The following is a 16542-nucleotide window of genomic DNA, read 5'->3' as shown; positions in this document are numbered from 1 at the left end:
TTAATTTGCTGATACACAATAAATACTCTTTTCAGTCCGTACCACGATCTTGCCATCGGTAAAGGCAGGAGTCGCAAAGGTTCTCTCTCCGGTTTCAAATGAATCGATCAGGTTGAACTCGTCGTTGGCAGCGAATATATGCATCTTCCCATCGTTGCTGAACAGGTATATTTTGCCTTCCGCAATGACCGGAGAAGAATAGAATTCGGTGTTCAGCTCATGTTCCTTACGCAGTTCCCCCGTTTGTGTATCGAAGGAGACGACCACCCCGTAGCTGGTTGCCAGGTAGAGGTTGTCTTTGGTGGCAACGGGACTGGACACTTCCGGCAGGTATTCAACACTTTCCCATAAGAGGCTGCCGTCGGCACCATTGATAGCCACCAGTTTGGAATACTCGCTTGCTCCGAAGATAATGCCGTTGGCACTGCAGGCGCTGGAACCTACCTCGCCGCTAAGGCATTCCACCCGCCAGAGCTGTTCGCCGGTTTGGGGATTATAACCCGTAATAGCCGGATTGCCCATCAGAACTAATTGCGAAGCATTGCCTACAGAAGCTATGATTGGAGAGCTCCAGGTTACTTTCTCCGTACGGCTTTTACTCCACCGTTCCGCCCCCGTAGCCAGGTCGAATGCCATGACTTTCGGGGTGTTTCGGTTGTCGTATTGCACGATAACCGTCTGACCGAAAATAAGGAGGGAGGAGGCATATCCGTAATGATTGTCGGGAACGCCCAAGTTCTTGGCCCAGAGTTGCCGGCCTTCCATATCGGCACAGATGATATCGCCTGTGGCAAAGATGGCGCAGACCTGGTTCCCGTTGGTAGCCACTGTTGAGGCTGCCAGCCCGGTGTCTTCCGTTGTCTGGGGCATCTGTGCCGGCGATCCCGGAATATTGGCAGCAGTCAGCGTCCATAGTTTTTCACCTGTGGTGAGGTCATAACAATAAAGCTCGCGCGCCTCTTCGTCCGCTCCGGAGAAGAATACCCGGTTTCCGCTTATCACGGGGGAGTTATATCCCCTACGCGGCACCTCCTGTCGCCAGGCAATATGGGTTCCATTACTGAGATCCCATCGTGCCGGCAGGCCTTTTGCCGACGAAATGCCGTTGGACTGATTCCCACGGAAGGCATGATGGGTCACTTTGGATACAACAGGCTGCGGAGCCGCTTCGACAGCGGGTGCTTCTACCGCTTCAGCTTCTATATCCTGAGAGGTGGTATCTTCTGTTATGAATTCCTTCTCCTCTTCTTCTGTCGGGGCATCCGGTATCGCCTCTTCCGTTACTGCCTCCTGAGGCATCGCCTGCTCATCGGCATCCACTGCCTGAACGATCATCTCGGTTTCCTTGTTTTCTTCCCCACTTGGTGGTTTCTGAAGATAAGGAGAAGTCATCACTACCATGATAAGTGCGATAGCCGCCAGTCCGACCGCTGCCCAGACAACATATTTCCGGGCTTGCGTTTTAATGGCCCATTCATCGATCGGGTCGATCTCTTTGCCGGGGATCTCTTTCTCATGGGCAAAATAGAAACGGGCAGAAATAATAAATACCGCCAACATACCCAACAGGATATAAACACCTGTCATCAGATGATCCATCCGCACGAAATAGGCTTTCCGCGCCAATAGGTCGAGTTGGCGGATCTGCTCCTGCAGAGCCGGGTTTCCGGCCTGTTGGTCGTTCAATTCCTTTAATGTCTCTACCACCTCCGCTTGCAAAGGGGTGGTGCCTCTCACCTGGAAATAGTTGGTGATCAACATAATCGAGAAGGTGACAATAAAGATGGCCGAAACAATGGCTATATTTCTGAGGATCGCTTTCTTCATGTTCATATTTTATTTTGCGGACAATAGCTGAAACATTTGCCACAGGCTACGCAGGCGGCATGATCTATCTCATAGAGTGTGCGGGTGCGTTTGAGGGAGAGGCTTATCAAGGTTAGACCAATCACCAATCCGATCAATGCCCCGGCAATCGCGGCATAGAGTCTGAAATCAGCCTGCACCGCGTTGTATGCTTCCGTTAGCTCTTCCAATGTGCCTCCCTGCCCGTAAAAAGCTTCGAGCTCTACCGAGAGGATATCCTGCGGATCGGCTTCGTGTTGCATCACCATATCATAGAGTTTCACCTCTTTATGCACCCGGCTAAGCTGGCCACTGAACGACTGCATCAGAAAAGCTCCGGCTACAATGATCAACGGCAGGACGATGCAGTAGTGCATAATTCGTTTCACTCCCTCCAGGCGGGTTTCTTTCACTTTATTGTCGTAGGGCGCCCGGATGGCATCCACCGGACAGGCATGGTGGCAAAGTTCACAATTGATGCAGGGCTTTTGGGTGATCTCCACTTTCCAGATCGATACCCGCGAAAAGAGGCTCAACAGCGCACCATAAGGGCAAAGAAAACGGCAGAACGGCCTTCCGATAAAAACAGAAGTAATCAACAATAAAACGCCGAAAAGGATGAGCCCGATATCTCCGCCCAGGCGGAATATCCCGATAAAGGGGTCAAAGCGGCAGATGATAAAGCTACTACGAGTGATGGCATACAATAGGGCGAAAACAAGGTAGATCCAGGGAATCATGCCCAGTGCCGTTGTAACGGCTTTCGGCAATCGGTAGTTTTTTAGATTGACCAGTTCCTGCAGGGCACCGAACGGACATACGCCGGCACAGAACACCCGGCCGAAAAGAAAGGCAAACACCACCGGAAGCATAAAGAATAAGAAAACGGAAATCGGTAACACATAGCTGTTGTCGACCAATGCCAATGCCACATTCTGAATAGAACCTATGCTACAAACGCATCCGCTGCGAAAAAAACCGAAATAAGCGACCGAGATAATAGACACCCAGATAATGGGTTTGCGGGTGCGCTTTCGGATGACAGCCCATGCCACAAAGCTCATCAATGCGATGAGGAGAAAAATGTCGAGCGCAGTCCACAAGGTCTCATCCGGGATGGGATAGGTCATATCCGGGTATTGGTATCCCGACTCAAAATCGGGTTTGGGAAACCTGTTCTGAGCAAAAGCCATTCCCACAGCCATAAGGAGGGAAGACAATAAGCCTATTTTTCTACAATTCTTCATTATTTATCTCTAAATGTTAAAAAGCAAAATGTAAGCAAAACCGCCTTTTTGCTTTACAATATGATACGTTAAAAAATGTTTCTCCCGGGAGTTTGTAAAAATACTCCTGCCATTTCGGAAAGAAACTCCCGCCAAAATATCAAAATGATATTTTGTATTTCGGCCGAAAACAGTCCGCTTAACGTTCGTTAACTAATCCTTATTCGATCGATTTTCCTACAATAAGTCAAGATCAACCGTTCAATCCTTCAGTTTATAGGCGACGCTCAACGGCACACGCGTGATGGCATTTGATGCGCATACGGTGGCAATTTTACATTCGTTGCAATCGGTACACAGATCACGCTTGATCTGCAGGTAGAGCGAACCGTTTCCGAACGAGCTACAGCCTTTCACACATTTCCCGCAGCCGTTGCAGAGGTCTTCGTTGATCGTATATTCAAAATAGGGATCTTCCACATATTTGCGTGTGATGGCTCCTGTCGGACACATCAGGTTTTCGGCAGCCGTATTGAGTTCCTTGACGTTGGAACGATAATAGCCGCCACACAAATCGCAGTATCCACATACTTTATTGGCATGGATACATTTCACGGCCGATATGGGCAATACGCAATGAGTCTCGCAGCGTCCGCACTGAGTACACTTCTGCGGGTCGATCTGCCAGTAAAGGCTAGCCTCTTCTCCCCGTGCTTTCCCTATCAGCCCGCCGGTAACAGCCAGGATGCTTCCCCCCGCCACCGCCGACCCGAACAGCCGCAGAAACCTCCGGCGCGCTATGGGGCTGTTTTTATGTTCGTTCTTTTGCTTCATAATCACACACAAATAAAAAAACGTGTAAACTTTGGATATGGGTTTACACGTCAGCTAAAGCAGACGGCAATTGATCAATGAATAAAACAAATATATTGCTCAGTGATTAATTGCTGTGATCAATTGCCGTCGGTTTTAACCGACGGACAAAAGATGCCCACTCTTTCGGCTTTAGCCAAAGTCTTAATACTTTTAGCTATTTATTTCGCATGAAGTTGTGTTTATTGATAAACTCTTCACTCTCATCATTGAAGTTCTTCCTTTTGTGATGCTCTTCCTGATTTAGAATATATGCCCGTACTTTTGAAAGTTGACTTTCACTGACCGAAACAACAAAATAATCGTCCTGCCATTCAAGCCTTTGTCCAAATATTTTATTGAACCAATGGGAGGATTCTCCTTTTATTAATTGAATGATTTTTGAGATGTTTTGCTCACAGCCAAGAGATATCAAACAATGGACATGTTCTTTCTCTCCTCCAATATGGTCAATAAAGATGCCTTTCTCCCGTGCATTCGCCAGAATATGTTTGAATAATTCATGCCGGATTGTTTTGTCGGATAAAAAAGGTTCCCTGTTTTTAGTGCTCCAAACACAGTGAAGCATGATTTTAATGAATGGCATAAGGTTTGGTTTATTTAGTTTTTGGTTCTTTTTGAGATTTCTCAGTAATAAATTGCCTTCGGTTTTAACCGACGGACAAAAGATGTTCACTCTTTCGGCTAAAGCCTTCTTTGTTGTTTTTTATCACCGTCAGCTAAAGCAGACGGCAATTGATAGAACAAGCATACATTCGATAAAGATACGAATAAAACGTGTAAACCAATATGTCAAAGAACACTTATCTTCTCTCTGTTACACAGAGTTACATATTAAATTGTTAGTCCTTTTCGCAGCGGGCAGTTACTTACTCCGCAGACGGAACAGGCTGTTTTTGCAGCCAATGTTTTATCGTACCGGAAAGTCGATATCTTATTCTTGCCGGCAACGAAGAGGCGGTCGCCGGATACTTTCACGTCGTAAGCTACATTGCCTCCTCCGAGGGTCTTGCTGTCGAGAAGAACGCTCCGGAACTCTCCGTCGGGGCTGTAACAACTGATGCGCGGGTTCCCTTTTTCGGAAGTGATAAGCTCGCCGGAAGCGGTATAGGCTAAACGAGCCGGATTACAGCATCCGCAGAACATGCCCGCCGCATCTCCTGCCTGCCCGAAGGCGGCGATATATTCACCGTCGACGGTGTAGCTTTCTATCTGATGACGTCCGGAGTTGGAACAATAGATCACGCCATCGGCATAGGTGATATCAAACGAATAGCTGGGAATGATAAAGCGATTAGGGCTTTGAATAAACCTCCGGAAACCGCCTTCCAATGTGTATTGGCAGATATTCTTCGCGGCTGCATCCGTGACGAAAACAGCTTCGGGGGTGACTGCCAAAGAGCAGTAGTCGGACTCATCGCTACAGGCTTCCCAGTTGCGTATAGCGTCACCGGATTCGTTGTACACTTCGATACGGGTAGGAAACAGGAGGTAGATCAATCCGTTTGCCACAGCGATATCGCGCAGGTGACTGTCTATGATAAAGTTATTCAATAAGGCGCCATCCTGTGCATAGATATAGAGCTGACCGGCAGCGGCGGCGATTAATTTGTCGTCATACAACTCAAAGGCTTCAATCGGATCGGGCACCGTGAATGCCGACACCTGTCGATAGGGTGATGTCCCGGTTGTTTCACGCGAGGAGGCTGTCCCCACCTCCGCCAGGTTGGGGTTACCCCTTTTTGCCAGCAACAGCGCCGAGCCGCCCAATATGCTGCCGCCTGCCAGGATCGAGCCACAAACCTGAAAAAACTCTTTTCGTGAGATCGTATTCTTTTTCATCTTATCCGATTTTAAGACATTTAACCACATGGGCATCCCTGACGATCAGCCGTCCATCGGCATAAGCCAAGGGACCCCAGGCGTCGGCGCCGTCCATGATGCGTTGCTTCTTGAGCAATTTTAAATCCCGTTGCCCGACCTCATACACATAGAGTTCGCCATCATCTTTGAAAACGAAGAGATGGTTATTAATCATCAGGTAAGGACCGAGACCGAAACGTTCGTCGGCAGCCGATGTCCAGATGGGCGAGCGTAGGTTGGAAGGAGAATAACAGACTAATTTGCCCCGATGCCCGCCTCCATCCTTTGGCATCACACTGATGATCATATTGTTGTAGAATATCGGTGTCTGTTGCTCGCTGGATAAACCTTCATTGGGTTTATACTGGTCGGTCACCGTGGCTGTCCATGCGTTGCCCGAACGGTCGACCTGCAAAAGTGCGCCCCCGGTGCCGTAGCCGGCCACCAGAAAGAGCTGATTGCTGGAGACCTGGAGAGGAGAAGGAGCCACGACCGAAGGCTGCCATTTGGAGGTGTTCCACAAAAGAGTTCCCCGGTCATTTTCCTCTGCCGACACGCCGCAGACACCGCCTACGCCTATATAAACATAGGTCTTCTTGCCGCCGAGTGTCATCGGCATGACAGAAGAGTGCGACATCTTATAGTTCAATGTGTTGGGCGTAGTCCAAAGCGTTTCTCCCGTTCGGCAGTCGAGCCCGGCCAATAAGACCTCTTCGCCGGCAGGAGCCAGGATAACTACGCCGTTGTCAACCCGTGGGCATTGGCCGGTGTACCAGAAGGGCACTTCCGTTTTGTATTCTTTTTGCATATCGAGCGACCATTTCATATCGCCTGTCACCGGATCGCAACACATCACATGCCCTTCGGGGCCGATGGTGATAATATAATCATCACCAATGGCAGGCACCGTGCGCGAGAAACCATGATTGCGCTTGATCGGTACGCGATACCAACGGCGCCATAACTCCTGTCCCGTTTCTAAGGAGAAACAACGGAGAGCGTCCGAATTGAGCTGTTCGTTGTAATCCAATAGGTAGACCCTGCCGTTATAGATAACGGGAGCGGCATGCCCTTCCCCTGTCTCTATGCTCCACATCTCAGGGTATGCCTCTTCGCCCGTATGAATGATATCGTCTGTCTGAATGATATTGTTGGTTTGCTCTCCCCGGAAACTATTCCATTTTCCTGTCAGGGAACCCACGTCGGCATCCTCTTCATACTTCATAAAGAATTCACCGATCAACACATCGTCGGCCTTCCGGGCGGTTCCTTCGGGACGATTGTCGGCACCGGGGGCTTGGATAGTAAGATCTTCATAAGGGGTATACAGATGCCACCCGATGATAAGACCGGTATATAGAAGAACCGTGAAAACGGTAACGATCACTACTATCCTGTTTTTCTTCATATGGACAAATATGGACAGAATCCTTTTCTCTTCTTTTACTTTCGTCGTGAAATAGAAAAATCAATGGGTGAACACGAAATTGTTATTTGATTTTATAGGCCATCAGCGTATCTCCGTGACGCACATACATGACACCTTGATAGATTACCGTATGCGCCCAATGCTGTCCGGTTCCCATGGTGATAGGGAATTGACTGATGATTTCAAATTTCTCCGGGTTGGGTTTGACCAAAGCCATCTCTCCTTTTTCGGAATAGCAATACAACAGACCGTCGGCGGCAATGATATTACCTACGGCTATATTGTTGTCGGAATACATGACTTTCCCGGTTTTCCAATCCACACAATGCCAGTGTGTACGGTTTCCGGAACCATAGACGTAATCTCCAAACTTCATCGCATGGCCGTAGCCATGTGCCAGTTCTTTTATCTCCCAAACGGTCTCTACTTTCCGACCGCCATCAGTCAGGCGCAGCGTGAGCGCGCCTTGCCCGTATCCACTCATGAAAAACAACTGGTTATCACTGTAGACCGGCGTATTGGGATGTTCGCTGAAGCGGTTCGTGTGATCATACGACCAAAGCATTTTGCCATTCGTTACATCCAATCCCAGAATATGGTCGCCCATCATAATGACAATCTGTGGCACCTCCTGGTCGTCGAGAAAGATCGGCGTTCCATATCCCGATATACCTTTCATGCCTTCGGAACTCCAGATGATATCGCCGGTTGCTTTATGCAATGCCAGGACATTATGTGTGGGGCATCCCGGTGCGATGATCAATTTCTCACCGATGATCAACGGTGGCCCGTTCCAGCCATGCTTGGTGTTTTCGGCGCCATAATCCGCTGCGTAATTCTTTTTCCACAATAGTTTCAGGGTTTGCATATCGAAGCAAAACAATTCGGCAATGCCGCTTACGACATATACTTTCCCTTCGTGAGGAATTGCCGTACTGCGTGTGCCAAGATAGTTGTCGCCGGTAAACTCCGTGCCAAACTCCACCTTGTTCAACAGCTTACCGTTCATATCCAATACATACAGATAACCTTTCGCATCGGTAAATCCGGTGACAAACAACTTCCCCTCGTCTATGGAGACGGAAGAGAATCCGAGATCTAATCCATCGTAATGCCAAAGCAATTTAGGCCCTTCTGCCGGCCAGGACTTCAATAAACCGCTTTCGTTATATACGCCCGTATGGTCATTGCGCCAACTGATCTGTGCTCTTGCACACAGAATAGAGCATGCCAATAAAATCAATAAAAGACTCTTTCTCATATCGCTTGTTTTACTCATTATGCTTATAATCTTGGCTAAGATACTAAACTATTGCTTAATATGGTAAGCCATCAGTGTATCCCCATGACGCACATACAATACGCCCTGGTAGATCACCGTATGTGCCCAATGCTGCTCCGTACCTAAGGTGATAGGAAATTGGCTTACGATGTCGAACTTTTCAGGAGTAGGTCTTACCAACGCCATTTCTCCTTTGTCGGAATAGCAGTACAGCATCCCATCGGCATAGATGACATTACCCATAGCCAATCCTTTTTCTTTATACTTGTTCACACCGGTTTTCCAATCCACACAGAACCAGTACCGGTTGTTATCGCCCGAAGCATATACATAGTCGCCTAACTTCACCGCTCCGCCGAATTTAGAATCAAGCTCTTTGTTTTCCCATACCTGTTCCACTTTACGGCCGCCATCCGTCAAGCGCAGCATCACTGATCCTTTGCCGTAGCCGTAGATACACAACAGCATATTGTCACTGTAGATAGGGGTGTTGGGATGAATATCACGTTGGTTGTTGTAAGGGAACGACCATAGCTTCTCGCCGGTTTTAATATCAATGCCCAATACATGTTTACCCATGATCGTAACTACCTGCGGAACTGCTTGATCACCCAGATACAGCGGCGAACAGTAGGCAGCCAGGTCGCCCTCTCCGGCACAACTCCAGATCACCTCTCCGGTGTTTTTATTCAGAGCGACTACGTTATTCTTTTTGCCCGGGGTGATAATGACTTTGTCGCCGACCACCAAGGGTGATTCATTGATGCCGAAACGCAGGTTCTCTCCTTGGAAATCATTGATAATACTTTTCTTCCAAAGAATATCCAAATTGCTTTCGTTCATACACACCAAATCTCCCTCGCCACTATAATGATAGATCTTCCCTTCGCTGATGGTTGGTGTACACCGGGCGCCGACGTAGTTGGTCGTCCATTCTTTACCATAGACCTTTTTGTTGATGAGCTTCCCGTTCATATCAAATACAAACAGGGTTCCTTGCCCGTCGATCGATCCGGCAATATAGATTTTATTGTTCGCAATAGCCACCGACGAATATCCTTCGCCCAGTTGATCAAACTTCCAAAGCATCCGAGGTCCATCGGCAGGCCATGTTTTCAGGAGTCCGGTCTCGTTGTAGATTCCGGTACGGTCGGTTCCGCGCCATTGGATGTTATCTTGTGCAGACAAGGATAGGGTAAGAAAGGCAAAACATACGACAAATACTCTTTTCATGATCATACTATTTTTAATTTATACTTCTTCAAAGCATTCAATACAAACGTGATATTATACATCTCTTCCGAGTACCACAAACGGGAAAAGTAAAGCCCGATCGGTTCGGCACGGAACAATTCGCCGGCCTGGTACATGCGACAGAGATAAAGGTAAGCGCGATCCATGGCTGTTGCGTCCGCATCCGGAAAGGAGGTAAGCGCACTCAATGCGCGGGCGGTCAGGGTTACTTTGGAAGGCACCTCCCGGGCTCCACCCCAGCCACCGTCGGCATTTTGCGTGGCAAGAAGATACATCATGCCTTTTTGAGCCATTTCATGGGCAACGGGTTCCTGAGATCCTGAAAGATATTCGACGGTCATAGCCGTGGCATATACCGGTGAGCGTTCATCTCCGGCATCCTGATCGCCAAACCATAAAGGTGTCCAGGAACCATCCGCGGCCTGTATTTGCCGCATCCACTTCAGCATTTTCCGCATACTGGCCTTGCACCTTCGTTGCAGCCCGTCGGGTAGAGCCTCCATCCATAATTGATAAGCCAATAGGGCATGGGCTGATATATCGGGGCTACTCCGGTCGAAAGGCAACTTGCCCCAGCCTTTGCAGAAAGTAGGCATACCACCGTCGCTGTTTTGCAGATCCAATAGCCATTCGATTCCTTTCCCGACCTCGGGACAATAAACACCATCGAGCAGTATATGTAAGGCAACCAAAGCACCGGAAGTATCGTCGGCATCGGGAGCCGCCCCCGGCAGGTCGGTCCATCCCCAACCGCCCTCTTTGGCTCCGGTGAACGGATGTTTGTGGGTAAACGCATTATGCCGGATAAGCGTAGCCAGTTCTTCTTTGTTTGGTACATCATCACCCAAGGCACGCACACTTAAGGCGGTCATCCAGTTGGCCAGATCGGTATCGATCGGCCACGATCCATCGTCACGAACCGTATCGGTGAGGAAGCCAACCCCTTTCTGCGTGGCTATATGTTCGCGGTAGCCCGCGCCACTCATGCACATGGCGACAAAAGCAGTAAGTGGAGCCGCTTCCAGGAAACCGCCGTTTATCGGTTGTAGCTTTTCAAGTACCTGTAAAGACTTATGGATAAATGATTCGCGGATAGGGGAGAGTATATTCTTTTTCCCCTTCCTGAAACGAAGAATACCTACGGCAATAAGTGCCGGAATAGCATAACTGACCACGGGTAGTTGCAGGAAACGGAAAAACCTCTGTGGCATCACCGCCAACTCAAAAGGCAGTTGCGGTATTTCGTCCCAGCTCGAGATAATACCTGCCAAGGCGCACATCACTAAGATAGGTGCAGAGAAGGTCAGGTCGGTACCGTAATAATCCAATACACCCCGGATGATATGTTGATCCGTATACCCTCCGAACCGGGCGGTCAGATACTCTTTAGTGACTTGCGGAGCTTCGCCAACGGCACAAAGGGAAGCGTATGTGAGTAAGGTTGCGGTCATATTCGAAGGGCTTTCGACGGTATCACCCCAGGAACCATCCTCCTTCATCGTATCGATCAGCCACGCGCTTCCTTTTTGGATATACGGAGCATATTTCTCCTTATCCACCATCTGCAGCGCAAAGATAGAAACAGACGTCGATATGGCGCTCGACGACAATCGCCCTCTCCATATCTCTCCCGGAGTTCGTTTCGCTAAAAGCTGCTCCCGCAAAACCCCAATCATTTCATCTATTTGCTCTCCCTTCATATGATCTATCAATTATCAATTCCCAATTATCAATTAAAATCTCCATCTGTCCCCAACGCCAACAACCCATAAAAGGCATATTCCACATCACTTGTCTCATCCATCAGGGTAGCAGAGAATCCTCCGCTGTCGAGCCAGTGTGCCTCAATAAAATCCTTTGCTACATACTTCGGCTTCACCCCATAACAGCTTAACATAAAAAGCGCGGTGGCCGTAGATAATAAATCAGGCAAAGGAGATGCCTGGGTGGCAGCAAATCCTCCTGATGGCGCCTGTAAGTTATACAGGAAATGTATATCTGTGTTATCGTTGTAACCTTCAAACTGTCCTTTTATGGCCAAAGCCGCTACGGTAGCATTGGTGGTTGCTGTTATCCCGTCGGTACTATTCATATATCCACCGGCAACGGCCTGATAGGATTCCAATAGATGGAGAACCTCTTTTTTGTCTTTTATACGATTGCCGGTATCTTCCAATAAAGACAACCATATAAACTGTGTATAGGGTGAATGTATATCGTTATGCGGCACACCGGTGAAATCCTCTAAAGGTTTGATCTCCGTTGCGGAAAAAGATCTGAACAACCACTTAACCCTTCCGCCGCTATCCATCAATAACCGGATCATACGACAACGCATAAACGCTGCATAATGTATCAAGTCCATTTCTTTCGTCTCCTGCCGCGACAGATACATATCCATTCGACGACGATCAGAGGGAATATCCAATACATACGATAACATCCAGCCAAATGCCGTATAATAGAGATCGGATTGACCGTTTTTATTCATAAACGATCCGTCTTCCATACGCTGGGATAGTACAAAATCGGCCATCCGCTTCTGTGCCTCTTCCGACAACAATGCTTTTGCTTTCAGAAGCGTTTTGAATAATCGTATGGATATTGTTTTTTTCACATCTTCGACAGATTATTTCAATATGCGTTTGGTCACCCGGAAAAGCAATCGTTTCAGTTCGATATTGGTTACGTCATGCAACACATCCAAGGCTTCCCGGTGATATTGTTCCACCATCTGTCTGACTCTTTCCAACGCCTGATTCAATAAAGGTTTGTTTTCACTCCTATACAGGAACCCTTTTGGCTCTTCGTGATATAAAAGTGTCCGGATAAATTCTTCGTCCGGCTGAAGCTCACAAAGAGCAGCCAGTACCGCCGAAGGGCGTAAAGCCACCGGGTCGTCGGTCTCAAAGTCTTCTATATCATCCTGTAATTGATATGCAATGCCCAGTGCGCGTGAATAACGGTGTAGGATTTCGCGAAGTTCCGGATCGTCGCCGGCACAAATCAACCCCATAATCAATGAGACATCGAATGCAGGAACCGTTTTATGGCAGAAAATATCCAACACAAAATCCATCGTCAGCGGGTGTGGTGAAACACTCCACGCCAACTCTATACCCTGCCCTTTGCAAAGCGCAACATGCGAATCGGCAATCACTTTCACCAACTCCATCTTGCCGCAACCGGTCAACAGGCGATAGCCTTCACCCAACAATATGTCCCCCACATTAATAGCCATTGGAACACCATAAGCCGCATTGACAGTCTGTTTGCCGTAACGCATCGTGTCGTTATCCTGTATATCATCATGCACAAGAGATGCTTTGTGGAAACATTCAACGGCTACGGCAGCCAGCTCTACCTCTTGAGGTATCTCTTTCTCACCGCTTAACGCCATATAGGTAGCTGCCAATAAATAAGGGCGCCAACGCTTGCCCTCTCCGCCTATCCATTCTCTGGCGATAGAGGAGGTCGGGTCGTCGGCATGGGTTAATATCGAGTCCAGGTTTTCGGAAGAAAACCAGCTGTTGAGTGTTGATTTGAGGTGGTCATAGTCTAAGAGATATACCTCCCTGTCCGATTGCATGCTGATCATCTCGTCAACATAATTATAATCCACCTCTGTATCTTTGCAACCTGCTGTGTTCAACGGTATCGCCAGTCCGGGAACCGCATTGTTGATAAGCAAAGGGAAAGCCTTTTCCAGCGAATCGAGGCAACCCACGCCGATCACCGTATCGACCACCCGGTTTTCGATTAGGCTGATCACCGAGGTGAATCCTTCGGCTACGATACTCATCATGCCCAGATCGTCGGCCCTGTCTTGCAGGTTGGGAATGGAACAATGGTTACACCGATGACACAACAGGCCGAACTCGTCGACATCCGCTTGGCAGTTAGCCGAGTGGCTTAGGCATTTGGGCAATAACAGAATTCGTTTGTTATAAGGAATGGATGCTACCGTTTCCCGCCATACGCCATTGTTTATCTCAACCATGATCCAACCCTTGAAACCCGGGTCGAGCGTATGGTCGGCAATCAGCCGGTCGGATAAGTCCGACAAATCCTCCATGGATAACGGAGGGCCGAACGGCTGTGTGTTGACAAAGGCATCAATAAGGCTCCGCAAACACTTCCTTTCCTGATATGTCTGTGGGATCCTGTATATTTCTGTGTTATCCATAAGCTCCAAAACCAAAAAAATACTTTTTCTTCACCATTTTATAGAAAACATTCTCTTCCGGAATTTCATATCCTTCCCGGTTATGTCCGGGCAAAGGAGTCATCTTTTTATATTCTTCGAGAATGGTTGCCCGGCTGGTGGTGTCGATAGCGTTATGTTCTTCCAGAAACGCCACCATCTTTTGCGGGTCTTCCAACAGGATGCAACCCCGTGAACTGTCGGCCGTCATCTTTCGGAAATCAGCCAGAAAGGCAGAGTCCTCAAACAGTTTCACCAGGTTGGAGGCGTCCGCATTGATGAAATCGGTTGCCATCTGAATCGGAGGGCAAAACTCCACCGCTCCCGACGGCGAGATATGGTGGCTCATGCCGGTCGCTCCGGGACAGAGCGCCTTGCCTTTATCATCCCAATAGGTTTCGATAATGAACAGGGGAGCATTCCGTCGTTGCTCTACGATAAACCGGCGCAATTCGGTCACCTCTTCTTTGTCTAATGCGTTTGCCGCATTCGGATCGGCACCCACCGGACGGTAGATATAATACCAGAGGTAGTGTGCCCCCTGTTGGGCGATCCATTCGATATACTCCCTGTTTACCAGGTCGTTGTAATTGCTTTTACATATACTGGCCGACGCACCGAATATCAGTTTTGCTTTCCGGCAGGCACGCACGCCGTCCATTGTTCTTCCGAACACATCATTTTTTCCTCGGCGGGCATCGCTTTCCTCCTGTAATCCTTCGATGCTGATAAGCGGTGTCACGTTTCCCATCTTCCGCAGACGCATAGCCACCTCATCCGTCAATAGGATTCCGTTTGTGAATAGTTGGAAATAACAATCGGAATGTTTTTCCATAATATCCAATAGCCCTTTATACATAAGAGGCTCTCCGCCCAGAATTCCGAAGAAGAAAGAGCCTTTTTGCTTGCTACTGGTAATGATACCGTCTAACTGTTGTGGTGTAAGCGCCTTTTTGCCTCCTCCCGACACCCAGCAACCGCTACACGCCAGATTGCAACTTTCCGTGATGGATATCATCACAAAAGCCGGGAAGAAGGGAGCACCTTTCGCCTGTCTTTTTTCAAACCGGCTGATGTTTCGCATACTCTGCCATCCGAAGTTATACATAAACTTCCATACCAGGCGCGGGGCACACTCCCGTGGCACCCGAAACGCCGCTTTGGCCGTAGCTATATAGTCTTTTGTTTTCATGGTATCTCTTTTTTTACCAACGGAATACCCGCCCGCCGTTGTTGCAGGCGCATCTGCAGTCGCTCCCGATACATATTGTCCATCTCTTCCGGATTGAAGGTCTCCTCTTCGGCTGTTCCCCCATTGATGGGCGATTTCTCGTATTTCGGAAAGATAATTGCTTTACTGGGACACATCCGGGCACAGGCCGGACAGTTGTTCTTGCAGTTTTGAGGTTGGACAACTTTCACCTGTTTGTTTTCTATGGTGTAAACCCCAAAAAGGCAAAAATCATGGCACTTACCGCATTCAATGCACCGTGTTTTATCGAGTACCGGATACCAGGCATCCGTTCCGTTTTCAACAGGGAAAGCCTCGATCTCCCGCAGTATAGTTTCTTTCTCCGGAATCTCTTCGATATCCTGTGCAGAGATAGATAGTTGGGATAGGATTGTTGAGGTGCCATTCCCGCGCAGGTCGAATAGTTGGTCATTGTTCAATCCCAACCAATCGAGATGAGAACGTATTGCCCGCGTATGGCATGCCAGTATCATGCCCGAGGCAATTCGCTCCATATCGGCAGACCTTGTCATCACCTCTTTACAAAGATCGGCCACAACTGTAACCTCATACCCCTTTTTCCGCATGATGGCAGTGACTTCGGCCACTCTCTCTTTATCCATAAACGAACGCGACACACAGGCACAAACCGTCACTTTCTTATGTAGCATTTATTTTATCTATTTTGGTATTACAGAATCGCTTAATAGCATGATAATCCACGCTAATATGCAAATAAATATCCAAATCAGTGTACATTCTACCCTCAAAAGGGAAAAATGAGGGATAAAGGCGAAAAGAGAATATGATTTTTTGTGACGGTAGTGTGAAATAGGAAATTTTTACAGAATAAATTCCTGCATCTTCTTTTTAAGAACTCCTTCGCCATAGCCCATCCAGGTTTCAATGATCTTGCCTTCGGGCGAGATGATGAAGTAGTTGGGTATTCCCTTCACGCCGTAGTGGAGCTTTATGCCGTTATCTCCTTTGAAGTCGTTGAGGGCATACAGCGTGTTGATTTGTTCTCTGAATTCCTGACGTCGTTCGGGCATGACATCTATGGAATCGAAGTAGGCATACGCTTTTGTCATGGCTATTTGTGAGTCGCGACAGTTATACAACAACGATGAATAAGTTAACCTTTTAGACAAGTGAAGCCCCCAATTAATTGACCTATATACATTCTACACATTTGGGTAGTGGAGTAGTTGATTTTTTTTGTGAACCTTTGTACATAAAGAAATATCAGTTTTATGAGGTTAGTATCTATTATAACACTTTTGTTCTACATAATTCATATCAATGGATATGCACAAGCAATAAATGTGGAACGAA

The 16542-nt window shown here is 48.0% G+C and carries 14 protein-coding genes; all 14 read right to left on the bottom strand.

Annotation, left to right across the window (positions count from 1 at the left end):
• Positions 1 to 1827 carry a PQQ-binding-like beta-propeller repeat protein gene (locus tag M2137_RS13700; protein WP_280767017.1) on the bottom strand — a complete coding sequence of 609 codons (1827 nt, stop codon included), beginning with the start codon at positions 1825 to 1827 and terminating at the stop codon, positions 1 to 3.
• 2 nt (positions 1828 to 1829) lie between these two features.
• On the bottom strand, positions 1830 to 3092 hold the full coding sequence (locus M2137_RS13695) for a 4Fe-4S binding protein (protein WP_280767016.1): 1263 nt from the start codon (positions 3090 to 3092) through the stop codon (positions 1830 to 1832).
• Positions 3093 to 3332: 240 nt separating this feature from the next.
• The gene (locus M2137_RS13690) at positions 3333 to 3905 is read right to left on the bottom strand and encodes a 4Fe-4S dicluster domain-containing protein (protein WP_280767015.1); all 573 of its coding nucleotides are present in this window, start codon (positions 3903 to 3905) and stop codon (positions 3333 to 3335) included.
• A gap of 196 nt (positions 3906 to 4101) precedes the next feature.
• Positions 4102 to 4530 (bottom strand): IS200/IS605 family transposase, encoded by a 429-nt coding sequence (gene tnpA, locus M2137_RS13685; protein WP_280767014.1) that lies wholly within the window; start codon positions 4528 to 4530, stop codon positions 4102 to 4104.
• A 248-nt stretch (positions 4531 to 4778) separates the two neighbouring features.
• Entirely contained in the window at positions 4779 to 5786 is a 1008-nt protein-coding gene (locus M2137_RS13680; RefSeq protein ID WP_280767013.1) for a hypothetical protein, read from the bottom strand.
• 1 nt (position 5787) lies between these two features.
• Positions 5788 to 7215: a PQQ-binding-like beta-propeller repeat protein gene (locus M2137_RS13675; protein WP_280767012.1), complete on the bottom strand. Its 1428-nt coding sequence runs from the start codon at positions 7213 to 7215 to the stop codon at positions 5788 to 5790.
• 82 nt (positions 7216 to 7297) lie between these two features.
• Positions 7298 to 8497 carry a PQQ-binding-like beta-propeller repeat protein gene (locus M2137_RS13670; RefSeq protein ID WP_280767011.1) on the bottom strand — a complete coding sequence of 400 codons (1200 nt, stop codon included), beginning with the start codon at positions 8495 to 8497 and terminating at the stop codon, positions 7298 to 7300.
• A gap of 48 nt (positions 8498 to 8545) precedes the next feature.
• Complete coding sequence (locus tag M2137_RS13665; RefSeq protein ID WP_280767010.1) at positions 8546 to 9751, bottom strand: PQQ-binding-like beta-propeller repeat protein; 1206 nt, start codon at positions 9749 to 9751, stop codon at positions 8546 to 8548.
• Between the two features lie 2 nt (positions 9752 to 9753).
• Positions 9754 to 11472 (bottom strand): prenyltransferase/squalene oxidase repeat-containing protein, encoded by a 1719-nt coding sequence (locus tag M2137_RS13660; protein ID WP_280767009.1) that lies wholly within the window; start codon positions 11470 to 11472, stop codon positions 9754 to 9756.
• 29 nt (positions 11473 to 11501) lie between these two features.
• Positions 11502 to 12389, bottom strand: a complete 888-nt coding sequence (locus M2137_RS13655; protein WP_280767008.1) for a prenyltransferase/squalene oxidase repeat-containing protein — start codon at positions 12387 to 12389, stop codon at positions 11502 to 11504.
• A gap of 12 nt (positions 12390 to 12401) precedes the next feature.
• Entirely contained in the window at positions 12402 to 13904 is a 1503-nt protein-coding gene (locus tag M2137_RS13650; protein WP_280767007.1) for a polyprenyl synthetase family protein, read from the bottom strand.
• A 46-nt stretch (positions 13905 to 13950) separates the two neighbouring features.
• Positions 13951 to 15168 (bottom strand): radical SAM protein, encoded by a 1218-nt coding sequence (locus M2137_RS13645; protein WP_280767006.1) that lies wholly within the window; start codon positions 15166 to 15168, stop codon positions 13951 to 13953.
• Positions 15165 to 15878, bottom strand: a complete 714-nt coding sequence (locus tag M2137_RS13640; RefSeq protein WP_280767005.1) for a ferredoxin family protein — start codon at positions 15876 to 15878, stop codon at positions 15165 to 15167. The genes M2137_RS13645 and M2137_RS13640 overlap by 4 nt, the downstream gene beginning before the upstream one ends.
• 171 nt (positions 15879 to 16049) lie before the next feature.
• Positions 16050 to 16298 (bottom strand): hypothetical protein, encoded by a 249-nt coding sequence (locus M2137_RS13635; RefSeq protein WP_280767004.1) that lies wholly within the window; start codon positions 16296 to 16298, stop codon positions 16050 to 16052.
• Positions 16299 to 16542 lie beyond the last annotated feature (244 nt).

Origin of the sequence: Parabacteroides sp. PFB2-10, from assembly GCF_029893085.1 — a bacterium.
Classification (GTDB): domain Bacteria; phylum Bacteroidota; class Bacteroidia; order Bacteroidales; family Tannerellaceae; genus QVMG01.
The sequence above is the reverse complement of the archived record's forward strand: the minus strand, read 5'-3'. Positions and strand labels throughout refer to the sequence as shown.